At 73.9% G+C, this 17,347-nt stretch carries 17 protein-coding genes; 10 read left to right on the top strand and 7 right to left on the bottom strand.

Translation table 11 applies throughout. The annotated features are described in order from the left end of the window. Nucleotides 1-207 precede the first annotated feature (207 nt). From IE177_RS26760 to IE177_RS26785, 6 genes are all read left to right on the top strand, one after another. A complete protein-coding gene (locus IE177_RS26760; protein WP_229816283.1) occupies nucleotides 208-1,242 on the top strand; it encodes a 3-oxoacyl-ACP synthase III family protein in 1,035 nt (344 codons plus the stop codon). 3 nt (nucleotides 1,243-1,245) lie between these two features. After that, complete coding sequence (locus tag IE177_RS26765) at nucleotides 1,246-3,153, top strand: HAD-IIIC family phosphatase (RefSeq protein WP_190018005.1); 1,908 nt, start codon at nucleotides 1,246-1,248, stop codon at nucleotides 3,151-3,153. Next, a complete protein-coding gene (locus tag IE177_RS26770) occupies nucleotides 3,150-3,377 on the top strand; it encodes a phosphopantetheine-binding protein (protein ID WP_190018006.1) in 228 nt (75 codons plus the stop codon). The genes IE177_RS26765 and IE177_RS26770 overlap by 4 nt, the downstream gene beginning before the upstream one ends. Beyond that, entirely contained in the window at nucleotides 3,374-4,171 is a 798-nt protein-coding gene (locus IE177_RS26775; RefSeq protein WP_190018007.1) for a 2-oxo acid dehydrogenase subunit E2, read from the top strand. Before IE177_RS26770 ends, IE177_RS26775 begins: the two co-directional genes overlap by 4 nt. Further along, nucleotides 4,168-5,253, top strand: coding sequence for an alpha/beta hydrolase (locus IE177_RS26780; RefSeq protein ID WP_190018008.1), 1,086 nt, complete (start codon nucleotides 4,168-4,170; stop codon nucleotides 5,251-5,253). The genes IE177_RS26775 and IE177_RS26780 overlap by 4 nt, the downstream gene beginning before the upstream one ends. Before the next feature lie 81 nt (nucleotides 5,254-5,334). Next, nucleotides 5,335-5,865 (top strand): putative immunity protein, encoded by a 531-nt coding sequence (locus tag IE177_RS26785; protein WP_190018009.1) that lies wholly within the window; start codon nucleotides 5,335-5,337, stop codon nucleotides 5,863-5,865. 47 nt (nucleotides 5,866-5,912) lie between these two features. Here IE177_RS26785 and gap read toward each other — a convergent pair whose 3' ends face one another. The 3 genes from gap to IE177_RS26800 all read right to left on the bottom strand — a co-directional run bounded on the left by gap (nucleotide 5,913) and on the right by IE177_RS26800 (nucleotide 8,443). After that, a complete protein-coding gene (gene gap, locus IE177_RS26790) occupies nucleotides 5,913-6,911 on the bottom strand; it encodes a type I glyceraldehyde-3-phosphate dehydrogenase (protein WP_190018010.1) in 999 nt (332 codons plus the stop codon). 95 nt (nucleotides 6,912-7,006) lie between these two features. Beyond that, a complete protein-coding gene (locus IE177_RS26795; RefSeq protein ID WP_190018011.1) occupies nucleotides 7,007-7,963 on the bottom strand; it encodes a GlxA family transcriptional regulator in 957 nt (318 codons plus the stop codon). Between the two features lie 48 nt (nucleotides 7,964-8,011). Next, entirely contained in the window at nucleotides 8,012-8,443 is a 432-nt protein-coding gene (locus IE177_RS26800; protein WP_190018012.1) for an ester cyclase, read from the bottom strand. A 350-nt stretch (nucleotides 8,444-8,793) separates the two neighbouring features. Here IE177_RS26800 and IE177_RS26805 point away from each other — a divergent pair, with 350 nt between their 5' ends. The 3 genes from IE177_RS26805 (at nucleotide 8,794) to IE177_RS26815 (ending at nucleotide 11,582) form a co-directional block, all read left to right on the top strand. Beyond that, complete coding sequence (locus tag IE177_RS26805) at nucleotides 8,794-9,027, top strand: hypothetical protein (protein WP_190018171.1); 234 nt, start codon at nucleotides 8,794-8,796, stop codon at nucleotides 9,025-9,027. Nucleotides 9,028-9,505: 478 nt separating this feature from the next. Further along, a complete protein-coding gene (locus IE177_RS26810; protein ID WP_190018157.1) occupies nucleotides 9,506-10,615 on the top strand; it encodes a PP2C family protein-serine/threonine phosphatase in 1,110 nt (369 codons plus the stop codon). Nucleotides 10,616-10,703: 88 nt separating this feature from the next. Continuing rightward, nucleotides 10,704-11,582 (top strand): MBL fold metallo-hydrolase, encoded by an 879-nt coding sequence (locus tag IE177_RS26815; protein WP_229816285.1) that lies wholly within the window; start codon nucleotides 10,704-10,706, stop codon nucleotides 11,580-11,582. A gap of 40 nt (nucleotides 11,583-11,622) precedes the next feature. Here IE177_RS26815 and IE177_RS26820 read toward each other — a convergent pair whose 3' ends face one another. From IE177_RS26820 to IE177_RS26835, 4 genes are read right to left on the bottom strand one after another with little or no spacing between them, the layout of a single operon-like run. Beyond that, nucleotides 11,623-12,762: an XdhC family protein gene (locus IE177_RS26820; RefSeq protein ID WP_190018014.1), complete on the bottom strand. Its 1,140-nt coding sequence runs from the start codon at nucleotides 12,760-12,762 to the stop codon at nucleotides 11,623-11,625. Continuing rightward, entirely contained in the window at nucleotides 12,755-14,911 is a 2,157-nt protein-coding gene (locus IE177_RS26825) for a xanthine dehydrogenase family protein molybdopterin-binding subunit (RefSeq protein ID WP_190018015.1), read from the bottom strand. Before IE177_RS26825 ends, IE177_RS26820 begins: the two co-directional genes overlap by 8 nt. After that, a complete protein-coding gene (locus IE177_RS26830) occupies nucleotides 14,908-15,900 on the bottom strand; it encodes an FAD binding domain-containing protein (protein WP_190018016.1) in 993 nt (330 codons plus the stop codon). The genes IE177_RS26825 and IE177_RS26830 overlap by 4 nt, the downstream gene beginning before the upstream one ends. Then, nucleotides 15,897-16,493, bottom strand: a complete 597-nt coding sequence (locus IE177_RS26835) for a (2Fe-2S)-binding protein (protein WP_190018017.1) — start codon at nucleotides 16,491-16,493, stop codon at nucleotides 15,897-15,899. Before IE177_RS26835 ends, IE177_RS26830 begins: the two co-directional genes overlap by 4 nt. A gap of 273 nt (nucleotides 16,494-16,766) precedes the next feature. Between IE177_RS26835 and IE177_RS26840 the strand changes: the two genes are divergently transcribed. Then, a complete protein-coding gene (locus IE177_RS26840) occupies nucleotides 16,767-17,345 on the top strand; it encodes a TetR/AcrR family transcriptional regulator (RefSeq protein ID WP_190018018.1) in 579 nt (192 codons plus the stop codon). The last annotated feature ends 2 nt before the right edge of the window (nucleotides 17,346-17,347 follow it).

Raw genomic sequence — 17,347 nt, forward strand, 5'->3', positions numbered from 1 at the left:
CCGTCACCGCGTCCGCGAAAGACCAGCTTTAGCGGCGGCGCCGACGATGGGCGGCGTGCACGGCCGGCCACCGGCGTGCACAGCCGACGGCGGGCACGCACCACCGGCGGCGGGCGCGCACGACCACGGCAGGCGTGCGCGCCCCCGCGTGCGACGCCGTCCAAGCCGCCCGTGATCCAGGCCGCGCAGGGGCCGATGGAGGAACCGATGAGGGACGCACCCGACATCTATGTACGGTCGGCCGGCACCGCCCTGCCCGGCCCCGCCGTGGACAACGCCGCCCTGGCCCGGCGCTTCGGGATGCCCAGGGCCTGGGAGGAGTGGGTCGAGACGTTCGTCGGCACCCGCCGGCGGCACTTCGCCGTCGACCTCGCCACCGGTGACGTCCGCTTCAGTCTCGCCGACCTCGCGGAGAGCGCCGCCCGGCGCGCCCTGACGGCGTCACGGACCGAGGCGTCCGGTGTCGATCTGGTGGTGATGGGAACCTCGTCGCCCGATCTGCTCATGCCCGCGACGGTGAACACCGTCGCCGACCGTCTCGGCATCGACGGCGTGGCCACCTACCAGCTGCAGTCCGGGTGCGCGGGCGCGGTGCAGGCCCTGGACGTCGCCGTCCAGATGCTGCGGACCGGGCGGCACCGCACCGCCCTCGTCCTGGGCGCCGACTCCTGCGCGAAACACCTGGACGTCACCATGGACGCAGCGCGCCTGCCCCCGGCGGAACAGATCAACGGCGCCCTGTTCGGTGACGGCGCCGGCGCGCTGGTGCTGAGCACCGAGGCGTCCGCGCAGGCGGTGGCGGTGCGCCACGTGCACAACCGTCTCGTCGGCCTGGGCCGTGAGCCGGGGCAGGTCATCGACTGGTACGGGCGGGCCGACCGGGACCGCGAGCGGCCCCCGGTGGCCGAGGACTACAAGGCGATCGAGGAGTCCGTGCCCGTGCTGGCCGCCGAGGCGGCCCGTGCGGTGCTCGGCGCGCTGGACTGGAAGGAGACCGAGCTCGACTACCTGCTGCCGCCCCAGCTGTCCGGCCGGATGACCGACCGGATCGTCGCCCACCTGGGTCTGGACGGCGCCCACGAGGTGTCCTGCATCCGGGACACCGGCAACACGGGGAACGCGCTGCCTTTCTTCCAGCTGGAACAGCTGCTGCCCCGCATGGTCACCGGGGACCGGGCCCTCGCCGTCGCCGTCGAGTCGAGCAAGTGGATCCAGGCGGGCTTCGCGCTGGAGAAGGTCTGAGCCATGGCGGATCCCCGCACACCCGCCCCCGCCGCCTCGCCGGGCCCCACCCTGCTCGATCTGCACCGCGCCGGGCGGCTGGCCCAGGAGTACCCGCGGGTCCCGGCCCTGCTCGCCGGACTGGACGACGCCGGACTCACCCGGGCGGGACAGCTCCTCGCACGGCTCGACGCCGACGACGTCCTGGCGCTGCACCCCGCCACCCCCACGATGAACGTCGCCGTCACCGGACACGGCACCCTGGCCCCGCTGCTGGCCCCGCTCACCGCCGAACTGGCCCGTCACGGACTGCTGCTGCGCCCCCACCTGTCCGACTTCGACTCCTACGTCTTCGACCTGGCCGACCCGGGCAGCGACCTGTACCGGACCGAGCCCGACCTGGTGCTGTGCGTGCTCGATCCGCAGGTCGTGTTCGACTCCGTGCCCGTCCCCTGGACCTGCGACGACGTGGAGCGCCTGGCGTGCGAGAAGACCGAGACCGTGGCCGGGCTCTCGGCGGCGTGCGCGGCCACCTCCAAGGCGACCCTCGTCCTCAACACCCTGCCGCTGCCGAGGCGGTTCACCGCCCAGCTGGTCGACCACCGCTCCCGGGCCCGGCTCGGCGTGGTGTGGCGGGAGGCCAACAACCGCCTGCTGCGCCTGACCGAGACGCACCCGGACGTGGTCGTCCTGGACCTCGATCCGCTGGTCGCCGAGGGCCACGCGGCCAGCGAACCCCGCCTGAGCCTCTATACGAAGGCGCATCTGTCGGCCGCCCTGCTGGCCCGCTACGCGCGCGAGGTGGGGCACCTGGCCCGGCAGCGCGCGGGACGGACCAAGAAGGCCCTCGCCGTCGACCTCGACGGGACCCTGTGGGGCGGCATCCTGGGCGAGGACGGCGCCGACGGCATCGAGGCCGCGGGCGGTTACCGGGGCGAGGCCCACCGCGCCTTCCAGCGGGTCGTCAAACAGCTCGGCGCCCAGGGAGTGCTGCTGACGGCGGTCAGCAAGAACGACCCCGAGCCGGTGCGCGAGGTGCTGCGCCACCACCCCGACATGACGCTGCGCGACGACGACTTCGTCCGGGTGGTCGCCAACTGGCGGCCCAAGCACGACAATCTCACCGAGCTGGCCGCCTCGCTCAACCTGAGCGTGGACAGTTTCGTGTTCGTCGACGACAGCCCCTACGAGTGCGGGCTGGTACGGCACGAGCTGCCCTCGGTGGCCGTGGTGCCGGTGAACGAGGAACCGGCCCTGCACATCGAGGCGCTGCTGCGCGACGGCTGGTTCGACACCAGGGAACTGACCCGTGAGGACCTCACACGCGTCGCCAAGTACCGCGACGAACTGGTCCGCAAGGACTTCCTCGACAGCTTCGACTCCCTCGAGGAGTACCTGAGGCAGCTGCAGGTCCGCGTGCGGCTCTCCGAGGCCGGTACCGCGGACGTGGCCCGTGTCTCCCAGATGACCCTGCGCACCAACCAGTTCAACCAGACGACCCGGCGTCTGCAGCCCGCGGAGGTCGGCGCCCTCCTCGCCGACCCGGCGGCGCAGGTCCTGGTCGTCGGCTCCGCCGACCGGTTCGGCGACAACGGGACCGTCGGCGCGGTGTTCACCCGGCGGGACGGCTCCACACTGCACATCGACAACTTCCTGCTGAGCTGCCGGGTCTTCTCCCGCGGCATCGAGCAGGCCGTGCTGGCGGCGGTGCTGCGCCGGGCCCGGGCGCGGGGGGTCACGGAAACACTCGCCGCCTACCGGGCCACCCCGAAGAACGCCAAGGTCAAGGACTTCTACCCGCGCAACGGCTTCGCCCGGGTGTCGGGCGACGACGCGGCGGCGGTCTACCGGCACCGCATGACGGACCTGCCCGCCGTGCCCGGGCACGTCCGGCTCACCGACAGCAACGGAGACGGAGACGACAACTCGTGAAGACCATCGACGACTTCCTCGTCCTGCTCCAGGACGACCTGGGCCTGCCGGTGACGCGTACGGACGTCGGCGCGGGCTTCGACCAGGTCCCCGGCTGGGACTCCGTGCACCTGCTGTCTCTGCTGACGCTCCTGGAGCGCACCACCGGCCGGTCCCTACCACTGGCGGACGCCCTGGAGGCGGACAGCCTGGAGGAGATCTACCGGCTCGCGGTGGCGGCATGACCCCCGCCGGTGACAGGCCCGTTGCCGCGCGGCCGGTGGCCCGCGAGCGCCGCCACACCCTGAGCTTCCTCCAGGAGATACGGTCGTTCTCACCCGTGTTCCTCGGCACGTCCGTGGACATGACCGCCGTCCGGGAACACCGGGCCACCGCCCGCGCCGCCGGGCGCGGTTACTCCACCACCGCCTACGTCCTGCACACCGCCGCCCGCGTGCTGGCCCGGCACCCCGAGGCGAACGCGGCGATCAGGGGCAGGGTCAGACCGCGAGTGGCCCGGTACGACGCCGTGCACGGCAAGCTGGCCCTCGACCGGACGCTCGACGGCCACCGGGTGGTGCTCTCCACGGTGCTGCGGGACCTCGACCGGGCCGGCCTGCCCGACATCCAGGACCGCATCGAGCACTTCCGGGGCGGCGATCCGGCCGTCATGGCCGAGTTCGCCCCGACGCGCGCGCTGCAGCGGCTGCCCTGGCCGCTGCGCACCCTGGCGTTCCGAGCGGGCACCCGCCCGCTGCGCAGACGGCCCGCGGTCATGGGAACCTTCGCCGTCAGCTCGCTCGGCCACCGGCCGGTGGAGGGCTTCTACTCCGTGGGCGGGACGACGATCACCCTGGGCCTCGGCGCGACGGCCGACCGGCCCGTGGTGCGGGAGGGGCGGGTAGGGATCGCGCCGATGATGCGGCTCAGTCTCACCTTCGACCACCGGGTGATCGACGGCGCCGAGGCGGCCGACGTGCTCACCGAGGTGAAGGAAGGCCTCGAATCGTTCAAGGACGCCCCGGGGGGAGACATATGAACGACGTGGCCGAGCTCAAGCGGTACGTCGAGGTGCACGCGCGCGGCCAGCGCGTCGAGGGCTACCGTGACGTGCTGGCCCGGATCGTCTCGGACGACGGCGACGGGCCCGGGACCTGGGTGGCCGAGTGGTCGCGGGCCGGGGAGGGCTTCGCCGAGCAGGGCCGCTGGCTGGAGGCGTCCCGGCACTTCGCCATGGCGCGCTTCCCCTTCGTCGACGGCCCCGGACGCCGGCGTGCCGCGAAGCGGTGCGTGCGGACACTGGAGCAGTGGCGACGGCACAAGGCTCCCGGACTGGAGCGCCTGGACGTGGAGTTGCCGGGAGGGACGGTCCGCTGCTGGAGCGCTGGGCTGTCCACGGCGCGGCCCCTTCCCCTGCTGCTGATCACGGGCGGGATCGTCACCGTGAAGGAGCAGTGGGTGCCCGCCCTCCTCCGGTTCCGGCGGCTCGGGGTCGCGGCGGTCGTCACCGAGATGCCCGGCGTCGGGGAGAACACCCTGCCGTACGACGTGAAGAGCCCGAGCATGCTCTCCGGCATCATGGACGCGGTCGGCGACCGGGCCCGGACCGACCGGACGTACGCCATGGCGCTCAGCTTCAGCGGGCACATGGCCATGCGGTGCGCCCTGGACGACCCGCGTGTCCGGGGCGTCATCACGGTCGGGGCCCCGGTGCACGACTTCTTCACGGACGCGCGCTGGCAGGCCCGCGTGCCCCGGATCACCGTGGACACCCTGGCGCACCTCACCGGCAGCGCGCCGGGCCGGGTCCTGGGTGACATGGCCGACTTCGCTCTGGGCGACGACCAGCTGGCGGCGCTGGACATACCGGTCCACTATGCGGCGAGCCTCCGTGACGAGATCGTCCCGACGGGCGAGACGCGCCGGCTGCGTGACCACGTGCGCAGGCTCGACCTGCTGGAGCACGACGACGTGCACGGGGCGCCCTCGCACACCGCGGAGACGCAACTGTGGTGCGTGCGCTCCCTGTTGCGCATGGAACAGCCGCGCGGCCCGCGCGCCGCGCTCCTGGACGTGATGTGGCGCGCCGCCCGCGCCCGCCGCCGCCTCACCCCGGGCTGACGTCTGCCCGGTCCGCTCCCGGCGGCGCGATCCGGGCACCGGGTGGTCCGCGGGCAGGATGAGGGCGTGCATGATGAGGGCGTGGCTGCCGAGGCGGACAGGATCGAACTGACCGAGGACGAACTCCGTGCGATCGCGGGGTACGCGGCCGAGTGTGCCCGCCGGGTGCTGCCGCTCTTCGAACAGAGCCTCCCGGCCGACAGACGGCCTCGCGACGCGATCGACGCGGCCGGCGCCTTCGCCGGCGGTGGCCGGCGCACCGCGGCGCTGCGGCGAAGCGCGTGGGCGGCGTACAAGGCGGCGCAGGAGGCCGGCTCGCCGGCGGCGGCCGACGCGGCGCGGGCCGCGAGCCATGCGGCGGCCGCCGCGTTCCTCCACCCCCTGGCGAGCGCCCATCAGGTGCGCCACGTTCTCGGCGCGGCGGCGCACGCCGCACGGGCGAAGGAGCTGGCGTCCGGGGACCGGGGTGACACCGCGGGATTCCTGGACTGGGCGTCCGGTCACGCGCCCGCGGCGGTCACCGCGGTGCTCGGCCGGCTGCCCGCCGCGCCCGACGGCGGCGGACGTGTGGGAGAGCTGATCCGCCGGCTGGACGCCGCGCTGCGCGACTGAGGCGCCGACGCCTGAGGCCGGCGGAAGGTCGCCCGTCCGGGTGCTCCTCAGCCTGCGGCGAGGAGGCCCAGGGTGTCCACCACGCGGTTCGAGAAGCCCCACTCGTTGTCGTACCAGGCGACCACCTTGATGTGACGGCCGTCGACGCGGGTGAGGGCCGAGTCGAAGATCGACGAGGCCGGGTTGCCCGTGATGTCGGACGACACCAGCGCGTCGTCCGAGTACTCGAGGATTCCGGCCAGCGGCCCCGCTGCGGCGTCGCGGTAGGCCGCGAGCACCTCGTCGCGCGTCACGTCGCGGGCGACGGTCGTGTTCAGTTCGACGATCGAGCCGACCGGCACCGGTACGCGGATGGAGTCGCCCGACAGCCTGCCGTCGAGGTTCGGCAGCACCAGACCGATGGCCTTCGCCGCTCCGGTCGTGGTCGGCACGATGTTGACGGCGGCGGCGCGGGCCCGGCGGGCGTCGCGGTGCGGCCCGTCCTGGAGGTTCTGCTCCTGGGTGTACGCGTGCACCGTCGTCATGAAGCCGTGCTCGATGCCGGCGAGGTCGTCGAGCACCGAGGCCAGGGGCGCGAGCGCGTTGGTCGTGCAGGAGGCGTTGGAGACGATCGTGTGCAGGTCGCGGTCGTAGGCGTCGGTGTTGACCCCGTAGGCGAGGGTGACGTCGGCGCCGTCCGACGGCGCGCTGACGAGCACCTTCCGCGCGCCCGCGTCCAGGTGGGCGCGGGCGGCCTTGGCCGAGGTGAAGCGGCCGGTCGCCTCGAGCACGATGTCGACGCCGAGTTCGGCCCAGGGCAGCCGTGCCGGTTCGCGTTCGGCGAGGACCCGGATGCGGCGGCCGTCGACGACGAGGGTGTCGCCCTCGGCGGTCACCGGACGTCCCAGCCGGCCGGCCGTCGTGTCGTAGGCGAGCAGCCGGGCGAGGGTGGCGGGCTCCGTGAGGTCGTTCACGGCGACGACCTCGAGATCGGTGGTGCGTTCGAGCAGGGCGCGCAGCACGTTGCGTCCGATGCGGCCGAATCCGTTGACGGCGATGCGAGTCATGTGTGGTGTCCCTTCGTCCGTGATCAGCTTGGCGCGCCCGACCGGCGGGCAGCAGTGGCGTGGGCGCCACGGTTCGCAAGGATCGCGCCAGGCGGCTACTCGCCCCGGGTGAAGGTTCGCCGGTACTCGCTCGGTGTGGTGCCGAGGATGCGCTGGAAGTGCGCGCGCAGGTTCGCGCCGGTGCCGAGACCGACGTCGCCCGCTATCTGCTCGATGCTGCGTTCGGAGCGTTCCAGCAGTTCCCGGGCCCGGTCGATGCGCGCCCGCATGACCCATTGCATCGGTGTGTATCCGGTGTCCTCGGCGAAGCGCCGCGAGAAGGTGCGGGGCGAGACCGCCGCGTGCTCGGCCAGTGTCTGCAGGCCGAGGGGCTCGCCGAGCCGTCGCAGGGCCCACTCGCGGGTGGCGGCGAACCGCTCGCCGAGCGGTTCGGGCACGCTGCGCGGCACGTACTGGGCCTGGCCGCCGCTGCGATAGGGGGCCGCGACAAGGCGGCGGGCGGCGTGGTTGGACGCGGCCACGCCGAGATCGCGGCGCAGGATGTGCAGGCAGAGGTCGAGGCCGGAGGCGGCGCCGGCCGACGTCAGTACGCTGCCCTCGTCGACGAAGAGCACGTTCTCGTCGAGCCTGACGCGCGGATGCCTGGCGGCGAAGGCGCGGGTGTAGTGCCAGTGCGTCGTGGCCCGTCTGCCGTCCAGCAGTCCCGTCGCGGCGAGCGCGAAGGCGCCGGTCGAGATGGCCGCGAGCCGGGCGCCCCGGGTGTGGGCGGCGATCAGCGCGTCGACGACGGCGCGCGGCGGGTCGTCGCGGTCGGGGAACCGGTAGCCGGGGATGAAGACGATGTCGGCCCAGGCGAGCGCTTCGAGGCCGTGGGCGACGTGGTACGACAGACCGTCGCCGCCGGTCACCGGTCCTGGGGCCGCACCGCACACCCTGACCTCGTACGGCATGCTCGCACGCGTCGTGAACACCTGGGCCGGGATGCCGACATCGAGCGGTTTCGCCCCTTCGAGCACGACGACGGCGACGCGGTGGAGCGGGGAGGACGGCACCGGCACAGCGTACGTCCCCGGCGGTGGGGGACGTACGCCGTGCCGCGGTCACGCGGGTGCGCCGGGTACCACCCCGAGCTGCCGCAACTGCGCGTGGACGTCGACGACGCCCCAGATCTCGGCGATCCGGCCGCCGGCGAGGCGGAAGACGAAGATCTCGTCGTAGGTGACGGACGCGCCCGTCGGCGCGATGCCCCGGTACTCGCCGAGGTGGGTCCCGGTGACGGTGTTCCTGGAGACGACCCGGTCACCCTCGGCGATCACGTCCTGGACCGTGACGCGCAGGTCGGGGAACGCGTGCAGCAGCACCGTCCACACCTGCTTGAGCGCCTGCACGCCCGTCCCGCCCATCGGTACCGGGGCGTGGAACAGCACCTCCGGGTCGACGACCTCGTCGATGGTCTTCGCGACGGCCTCGGGGTCGCCGGTGCTCACGGCGTCGTGGAGGCGGTCGAGCGCGGCCCTGTCGCCGGCATTCATGGGTGGCTCCTTCGCTGTTGCCCGATGACTGCACACAGGACGTCGCGGCCCGCCCCGGTGTGACATGCGCGGCGGCACCCCGCGGCCGGTGCCCCGGTGCCCCGGTGCCCGAGATGCTGGGCGGTCGACGGGCGGCTAGCGTGTGATGAGGGCCGCGTTTCGGGGGGTACGTCCGCCGAGGCGGACGGCGAGCCCCCGGCGGGACCGACGGTGACGCCACGCAGACGTGCTTCCCGTCTCCCCCACGCGGCACCGTCCGTGGTCGCGCCGCACCTTCCCCAGTGCGGCCACGGCCATCCCCCTCGTCCCGGAACCCCGGAACCCCCGAGAGGTGGAAGGAAGGTAGGCCCATGAAAGCAGTACGAACCAGGCGTCTCCTCGCCGCATCCGCGATCGGCGTCCTCATGGCCGGTGGCGCCGTCGTCGGCACAGCGGGGACGGCCTCGGCGGCCACCCCGGCGAGCACCCTCACCAACCACGGCCGCTGCTTCGATCGATGGGGCTTCGGCGGCTACTGCGACCGAGGCGACTTCTTCCGCCCCGGCGTGCTCAACACCGGCGTCGTGGTCATCGTGCTGGGCTGATGACTGTCTCAGGGGGGACAGGAGGGACATGACCGTGCCGCCGTCCGAGGCCCGGGGCGTTCGCCCGACACCGGCCTCGGGGGTGGCGCGGTCGTCCTGTGCGCGGCCAGGACGTGTCCGCGAAGTCGCGTCGTCCGCCCGCAGGGCGGGCGACGCGGCGCAGGCGCGACTTTGCGGACACGGCCCAGGCGGCGGCTGGGCGAACATGCCGCCGGGTGGAGCAATCACGGTGTCCCGCGTTCCGGCGCAGCAGGCTGGAGCCCCGGGTTGGCGTCGTGTGACAGGAGTCCGGTGTGCGAAGGCCGCGTAAGCCGAACCGTCGGGCATGCCGCGCTCCCGCACGACACGCCCCGCACACCGCTCCGCCGGGTCCCGCGGTGTCCGGGCCTGGGAGCGGCGGGTGAGACACGGGCACACCCGCGGCGGACCCGAAGCCGGTACGGCGACGGGGATCCGGCTGTCGGCGCCCCCGGCGTGGATGCGCTGGCTCCCGGTCCTGTACGTCGCGGCGCTCCTGGTGATCGAGCCCGTGACGCCCGTGGACTGGCCGGTGAGCTTCGTCCTGGTGGCACTGCCGCTGGTGACCGCCTTCGCCCACGGGCCCGTGGCCGTCGCCTGCGCCACGGTCTTCGCCGTCCTCTTCGAGGGGGTGCTCGCCGGTACGCCGTGCTGCGCCGGGCGGCCCGTCGCCTACCTGTGGGACCGGCACTACGTGGCCGCCTACGTGTGCACCGCTCTGGTGGGCGCGCTCGGCACGATCGTGGCCGCGCACCGCACCCGTCGTGAGCGCACGCTCGCGGATCTGCGGTACGTGGCCGAGACGGCGCAGCGCGTCCTGCTCAGACCGGTTCCCCGGCGTATCGGGAACCTGGTGCTGGGCAGCCTCTATCTGTCCGCCGCGGCCGAGGCCCGCATCGGCGGCGACCTGTACGAGGCCGTGCGGACGGCCCACGGGGTGCGGCTGCTCATCGGTGACGTCCGGGGCAAGGGCCTGCTCGCGGTGGAGACCGCCGCCGCACTGCTCGGCGCGTTCCGCGAGGCGGCGCACGACGAGCCCGATCTCGCGGCCCTGGCGCGGCGGATGGAGCGGAGCATGAGCCGCAGGTCCGATCAGCTCGGCGGGAACGAGACGGGGGAACGGTTCGTCACCGCGGTGTTCGCGGAGATCCCCGCCGACGGGGGGCGTGTCCGTGTCGTCAACTGCGGTCACCCTCCTCCGCTGCTCGTAAGGCCCGGTGAGGTGCTCGAACTGGACCGGGGGCGGCCGGGGCCGCCGCTGAACCTGGGCATGCTCGTCGACGACCCGTACCACGTCGACGAATACGCCTTCCGGCCCGGTGACCTGCTCCTGCTGTACACGGACGGTGTCACGGAGACCCGGGACCCCGCCGGCGAGTTCTACCCGCTGCTCCAGCGGATGCGTTCGTGGGGCCGCCCGCCGCCCCACGAACTCCTGGAGAGGCTGCACCACGACCTGCTGCACCACAGCCGCGACCGCCTGCGGGACGACATCGCGGCGCTCGCCGTGTGGCTGCCGGCCGACGAGCCGTCCCGGACGCCCGCCCCCGCCCGCCAGGCACCGTGGTAGCGTCCCGCCGGCAGGCGCGAACGCGCCTGCCCCGGACGAGATGTGCGCCGTGCCCGGGCCGCCGGGACGACGCACGCGCGGAGGCATCGTGGACACCGGCAGCCACCTGACGGACTTCTCCCCCACCCCTCCGGTGCCGCGCCCGCTGCCCGCCAAGTGGATCCACGGATCGCCGTCGGCCAAGCACAACACCGACCCGGACATCCAGGTCCACGCCTACGACGAGCACACCTTCGTCCTCCGGCAGAACATGGCGGTCCACTACGAGGCGCCCTTCGTGTTCCTGCTGTGCGGCGACGAGCGGGCCGTTCTGATCGACACCGGCGCCACCGGGTCCGCCGGCTTCTTCCCGTTGCGCCGGGTCGTCGACGAACTCCTCGCCGACCGGCTAGCCCGGCGTCCCCGCGAGGACTACGGACTGCTCGTGCTGCACACCCACGGGCACGGCGACCACACGGCGGGCGACGGGCAGTTCGCGGACCGCCCCGGCACCACGGTGGTGGGAGCCGACCTCGCCGCCGCCTGGCGGTACTTCGGGTTCGACGCCGATCCGGACGCCGTCGCCCGTGTCGACCTCGGCGGCCGTGTCCTGGAGTGCCTGGCCACACCGGGTCACCACGAGGCGGCCGTCACCTACTACGACCCGGCCACCGGTCTCCTGCTCACCGGTGACACCGTCTACCCCGGGCGGCTCTACATCGAGGACCTCGCCGCCTTCACCCGCAGCATCGACCGCCTGATCGAGTTCGCCGGCCACCGCCCGGTCACCCATGTGCTCGGCTGCCACATCGAGATGACCACCGAGCCGGGAGTGGACTACCCGGTGCGCACCACCTACCAGCCCGACGAGCCACCGCTCGAGCTGACCCCGGCGCACCTGCGCCGGATCCGGGACGGGCTCGGCGAACTCGACGCAGACGGCACCTGGAGGGCTCACTCCGACTTCGTGCTCTGCCTCCACGCGTGAGTGACGGGGCGCCCCCGTACGGAGGGGGCGTCGCCGTCGCTCAGGCGGCCGACGCCCCGGTGTGTTCCCGGTCGCGGTGGATCGGCGCGCTGGAGCCCGTCAGGGGAACGCCCGTGCCGCCCCGCCGGGCGGCGACGATCTCCGCCGCGATCGACAGGGCGGTCTCCTCCGGGGTCCGGGCGCCGAGGTCCAGGCCGATCGGGGAGCGCAGCCGGGCCAGTTCCGGCTCGCTCACGCCCTCCTCCCGCAGCCGCCGGGTGCGGTCCTCGTGGGTGCGGCGTGAGCCCATGGCGCCGACGAACGCCACGGGCATGCCCAGGGCCGCCTTCAGCAGTGGCACGTCGAACTTGGCGTCGTGGGTGAGCACGCACAGCACGGTGCGGGCGTCGGTCCCGGTGCGCCGCAGGTAGCGGTGCGGCCAGTCGACGACGACCTCGTCGGCGTCGGGGAAGCGGGCCCGGGTGGCGAAGACGGGCCGGGCGTCGCACACGGTGACGTGGTAGCCGAGGAACCTGCCCGCCCGCGTCAGCGCTGCGGCGAAGTCGACCGCGCCGAAGACGATCATGCGCGGGGGCGGCGTGTGCGACTCGACCAGCAGGGTGAGGCCGCCGGGGCAGCGGGAGCCGTCCTCCGACAGGTCCACCGTGCCGGTGCGGCCCGCGTCCAGCAGGGCGCGGGCCTCGGCCGCCGCCGTCCGGTCCAGTTCCGCGTTGCCGCCCAGGCCACCCTCGTGCGCGCCGTCGCCGTCCACCAGCAGGACCCGGCCGAGGAGTTCGGCGGGACCGCGGGCGACGCGGACGAGGGCAGCCGGCCCGCCCCGGGCGGCGGCCGCCAGGGCCGCCGCGACGACCGGACGGGCGGGCGCCCGCCCGTCCACCGGCGTGATCAGCACGTCGATCGTGCCGCCGCAGGTCAGTCCGACGGCGAAGGCGTCCGCGTCGCTGTAGCCGAAGCTCTCCAGCACGGGCTGCCCGGTCCGCAGCGCCTGCAGGCACAGGTCGTAGACCGCGCCTTCCACGCAGCCGCCGGACACCGAGCCGACGACGGTGCCCGCGCTGTCGACGGCGAGGGCGGCGCCGGGACCGCGCGGCGCACTGCCGCCCACGGACACGACGGTGGCGACGGCGAAGTCCCGGCCCTCCTCGATCCAGCCGTTCAGCTCGCCGGCCAGGTCAAGCATCCGCCGCTCCCCCGGACGACGTGGCGTCCTGGGACGCCGCCAGGACGCGGTCGGGCCGGATGGGCAGATCGCGGTGGCGTACGCCGGTCGCGTGCCAGACCGCGTTGGCGACGGCCGCCGCGGCGCCCACTATGCCGATCTCGCCGATGCCCTTGATCCCCACCGGGTCGCCGGGGTCGGTGTCGTCGATCCAGTCGGCCTCGATGTGCGGTACGTCGGCGTGGGTGGCCACGTGGTAGCCGGCGAGGTCGGCGCCGACGTGGCCGCCGGTGGCGCGGTCCCGGACGGCCTCCTCGTGCAGGGCCATGGAGATGCCCCAGATCATGCCGCCCAGGAACTGGCCGCGTGCGGTGAGCGGGTTGACGATGCGGCCCGCCGCGAAGATGCCGAGCATGCGCCGCACCCGGACCTCGCCGGTGGTGACGTCGACGGCCACCTCGGCGAACTGTGCGCCGTAGGAGTGCCGTTCGGCGGGGGCGAGGGCGCCGATCGCGGCGGTGGTGTCCGACCGTACGGTGATGCCCTCCGGTGGGATGTCGCTGCCTAGGGCGAGCCGTTCGCGCAGTTCACCGGCCGCGGCCGTGATCGCCCAGGACCAGGACCGGGTGCCCATGGAGCCGCCCGCGATCATCGCCGGTCCGAAGTCGCTGTCGCCGATGCGGACCTGGACGCGCTCCGGGCGGACGCCGAGCGCGTCCGCGGCGACGAGGGTGAGTGCGGTACGGGCCCCGGTGCCGATGTCGGCGGCGGCGATCCGGACGGTGAAGGTGCCGTCCGGGTGCGCGGTCGCGGTGGCCGTGGACGGCGCGGCGCCCGCACCGAAGGACGCCGCCGCCATGCCGGTGCCGAGCAGCCAGCGGCCGTCGCGGCGCACGCCGGGGCGCGGGTCGCGGTCCGCCCAGCCGAACCTGCGGGCGCCCTCGCGGAGGCAGGCGGGCAGGTTGCGGCCGGCGAACGGCAGACCGGAGACGGGGCCCTTGGCGGGTTCGTTGCGCAGGCGCAGCTCGACCGGGTCGATCCCGCACTCCTCGGCGAGTTCGTCGAGCGCCGCCTCCAGCGCGAACGAGCCCGGTGCCTCACCGGGGGCGCGCATCCAGGTGGGGGTGGGGACGTCGAGCCGTACGACGCGGTTGGCGGTGTGGTGGGCGTCGGCGTCGTACATCACCCTCGCCACCCCGGCGCTCGACTCGATGAACTCGTGCACGGTGGAGGTCATGCTGAGCGAGCGGTGTTCCAGCGCGCGCAGCCGTCCGTCGGCGTCGGCGCCGAGCCTGACCCGCTGGGTGGTGGGGCTGCGGTAGCCGGCCAGCGAGAACATCTGACGGCGGGTCAGCACCACGCGCACGGGCCGCTGGAGGGTGGTCGCGGCCATCACGGCGGCCACCTGGTGGGCGCGCACGCCCTTGCTGCCGAAGCCGCCGCCGACGTGCTCGGAGCGCACGCGCACCGAGGCCGGGTCGAGCGAGAAGAGGTTGGCCAGTTCACCGACGACCCAGGTGGCGCCCTGGTTGGAGTCGATCACCTCCAGCCGGCCGTCTTCCCAGCGGGCGGTCGCCGCGTGGGGTTCCATCATGCTGTGGTGTTCTTCGGGGGTGGTGAACTCCCGGTCCACCACGTGGGCGGAGGCGGCCAGTTCGGCGTCGAGGTCGCCCTTCCCCGTCACCGCCGGCCCGTGGCTGTCCAGCGGGTAGGCGTCCGGGTGGTCGCCCTTGAAACCGACGTCGTGCGGCTCCTGGTCGTAGTGCACCACGAGCGCCTCGGCGGCCTCGCGGGCCTGTTCGGAGGTCTCGGCGACGACCAGGGCCACCGGCCAGCCCAGGTGCGGCACCCGGTCGTGCTGGAAGACGGCGCAGGTCGGGTCGGGCGGCGTGCCCAGCAGGCCGGTGTAGTCGGTGGTGACGCGCGGGGCGTTGCGATGGTCCAGGACGGCGAGGACGCCCGGCATGCCGAGGACGGTGTCGGTCTCCAGGGCGCGGATGCGGCCGCGGGCGACGGTGGACAGCGCCAGCCAGCCGTGCGCGAGGTTCTCGAAGGGGATCTCTCCCGCGTAGCGGGCGGCCCCGGTGACCTTGTCGCGGCCTTCCACACGGGTGTGCGCGGTGCCGACGGCCGACGTAGGTGCGGCTGTTCCGGTGGCGACGGTGGTCATCGGGCGGCCTCCTCGGCGAGTCGGGTCAGCTCGGCCACCATGAGGTTGCGCATGAGGGTCACCTTGTATCCGTTGTGCGGGAGCGGTCGTGCCGCGGCCAGTTCGGCGTCGGCCGCCGCAGTCCAGCTGTCCGTGGTGGCCGGGGCGCCGGCCAGGACGCGCTCGGCCGCGCCGGCCCGCCAGGGGCGGGAGGCGACGGCGCCGAGGGCCAGGCGCACGTCGTGGACGACGCCGTCACGGACGTCGAGCGCGGCGGCGACCGAGCCGATGGCGAACGCGTAGGAGGCGCGCTCGCGCACCTTGCGGTAGCGGGAGTGGGCGGCCACGGGTGCGGGCGGCAGGGTGACGCCGGTGATCAGGGCGCCCGGCGGCAGGGCGGTCTCGCGGTGCGGGGTGTCGCCGACGGGCAGGTAGAACTCGCCGAGCGGCGACTCGCCCGGTCCGTCGGCGGTCTCGTAGTGCACGACGGCGTCGAAGGCGGTGAGGGCGACGGCCATGTCGGAGGGGTGTACGGCCACGCAGTTCTCGCTCGCGCCGAGGATCGCGTGGTTGTGGTGGTCGCCCGTGACGGCGGGGCAGCCGCTGCCGGGGAGCCGCTTGTTGCACGGCTTGGTCACGTCGGTGAAGTAGCCGCAGCGGGTGCGCTGCAGCAGGTTGCCGCCGACGGTGGCCATGTTGCGCAGCTGCCCGGACGCCCCGGCCAGCACCGCCTGGGCCAGGGCCGGGTAGCGGCGCCGGACCTCGGGGTGGGCGGCCAGGTCGCCGTTGGTGACGGTGGCGCCGATGCGCAGGCCGCCGTCCGCTGTCGACTCGATCTCGCCGAGCGGGAGTTCGCGGATGTCGACGAGCCGGGCCGGGCGTTCGACGCCGGTCTTCATCAGGTCGACGAGGTTGGTGCCGCCGCCGAGGAAGCGGGTGTCCGGATCGGCGCCGAGCAGCGCGACGGCACCGGCGACGTCGGACGCCCGCTGATAGCCGAACTCCCTCATGCCACGGTCTCCTTGCTGTCGGTCACGCCGTGGACGGACGCCCCGGGCACGGGGTCCGTGCCCGAAGCGGCCCCGGCCGCCCGGGCCACCGCCTGGACGATCGAGTTGTACGCGCCGCACCGGCACAGGTTGCCGCTCATCCGCTCCCGGATCTCGTCGGCGCTCAGCGGCGGCGGTCCGGCCTCGGGCCTGACGTCGTCGGTGACGGCGCTCGGCCAGCCCGCCGCATGCTCCTCGATCGCCCCGATCGCCGAGCAGATCTGGCCCGGGGTGCAGTAGCCGCACTGGAAGCCGTCCAGGTCGAGGAAGGCCTGCTGCACGGGGTGCAGCCGCTCCCCGTCGGCCAGTCCTTCGACGGTGGTGATCTCGCGGCCCTCGGCCGCCACGGCCAGCTGCAGGCAGGCGACGCCGCGGCGGCCGTCCAGCAGGACGGTGCAGGCGCCGCACTGGCCCTGGTCGCAGCCCTTCTTGGTGCCGGTCAGATCGAGGCGCTCGCGCAGGGCGTCGAGCAGGGTGGTGCGGTGGTCGACGGGCAGTGTGTGCTTCTCGCCGTTGATCTTCAAGGTGATGACACTGGACGTCGATAGGGCCATGAGCAGCTTCTTTCGCGTTGCCAGGGCAGACATGGGGTGGTCCGGCGACCGGAGTGCCGGATGGTGCGGGGCGTGCGTGGTACGGGCCGGGACCGCACGGGGACCGATTGCGCGGTGTGCTGGGCCGAAATGCGGTACCGCCGACTGCCGCGGGGCCGCACCCGCGGCTATCGTGGGCGCAACCGGACGACTGTCCGCTATCCCTGGAAACGTAACGGACAGCTGTCCGGTTAGCAAGGGCGAGGTTCGGCCACGAACGCCCGAGGAGGACACGTGCCGCAGAAGAAGGAGGCACCCCTGCGCTCGGACGCGCAGCGCAACCGGGAACGCATCCTGGAAGTGGCACTCGTCGAGCTGACCCGCTGTGCCGACGCCCCGCTGAGCGCGATAGCCAGGAAGGCCGGCGTCGGGCAGGGCACGTTCTACCGCAACTTCCCCAACCGCGAGGCCCTGGTCCTCGAGATCTACCGCCACGAGATGCAGCAGGTCGCCGACAGCGCGCGGCGGCTGCTCGACACCCGGGCCCCCGACCAGGCGCTGCGCGCGTGGATGGACCGGCTGGCCACGTTCGCCATGGCCAAGGCCGGCCTGGCCGACGCGATACGGCAGGTCACCGGCGCCCCGGGCGGCCCGGCGAAGCCCTCCCCCACGCCGGTCGCCGCGGCGGCCGACCTGCTGCTGCGCGCCGGTGAGGAGGCCGGCACGATCCGTCCCGGCGTCACGGCGGACGACTTCCTCCTCGCCATCGCCGGCCTGTGGGGACTCTCCCCGCAGGAGGACTGGCAGCCGCGCGCGACCCGTCTGCTGGACCTCGTCATGGACGGCCTGCGCGCGGGGGCGCCCGGCAGGTGAGC

Origin of the sequence: Streptomyces lucensis JCM 4490 (assembly GCF_014650035.1) — a bacterium.
GTDB lineage: Bacteria > Actinomycetota > Actinomycetes > Streptomycetales > Streptomycetaceae > Streptomyces > Streptomyces lucensis.

Excerpts from the sequence above, each read along its gene's own strand:
- IE177_RS26760 (WP_229816283.1), top strand. The coding sequence starts at position 208 with ATGAGGGACGCACCCGACATCTATGTACGGTCGGCCGGCACCGCCCTG.
- IE177_RS26765 (WP_190018005.1), top strand. The coding sequence starts at position 1,246 with ATGGCGGATCCCCGCACACCCGCCCCCGCCGCCTCGCCGGGCCCCACC.
- IE177_RS26775 (WP_190018007.1), top strand. The coding sequence starts at position 3,374 with ATGACCCCCGCCGGTGACAGGCCCGTTGCCGCGCGGCCGGTGGCCCGC.
- IE177_RS26780 (WP_190018008.1), top strand. The coding sequence starts at position 4,168 with ATGAACGACGTGGCCGAGCTCAAGCGGTACGTCGAGGTGCACGCGCGC.
- gap (WP_190018010.1), bottom strand. The coding sequence starts at position 6,911 with ATGACTCGCATCGCCGTCAACGGATTCGGCCGCATCGGACGCAACGTG.
- IE177_RS26800 (WP_190018012.1), bottom strand. The coding sequence starts at position 8,443 with ATGAATGCCGGCGACAGGGCCGCGCTCGACCGCCTCCACGACGCCGTG.
- IE177_RS26805 (WP_190018171.1), top strand. The coding sequence starts at position 8,794 with ATGAAAGCAGTACGAACCAGGCGTCTCCTCGCCGCATCCGCGATCGGC.
- IE177_RS26810 (WP_190018157.1), top strand. The coding sequence starts at position 9,506 with ATGCGCTGGCTCCCGGTCCTGTACGTCGCGGCGCTCCTGGTGATCGAG.
- IE177_RS26820 (WP_190018014.1), bottom strand. The coding sequence starts at position 12,762 with ATGCTTGACCTGGCCGGCGAGCTGAACGGCTGGATCGAGGAGGGCCGG.
- IE177_RS26825 (WP_190018015.1), bottom strand. The coding sequence starts at position 14,911 with ATGACCACCGTCGCCACCGGAACAGCCGCACCTACGTCGGCCGTCGGC.
- IE177_RS26830 (WP_190018016.1), bottom strand. The coding sequence starts at position 15,900 with ATGAGGGAGTTCGGCTATCAGCGGGCGTCCGACGTCGCCGGTGCCGTC.
- IE177_RS26835 (WP_190018017.1), bottom strand. The coding sequence starts at position 16,493 with ATGGCCCTATCGACGTCCAGTGTCATCACCTTGAAGATCAACGGCGAG.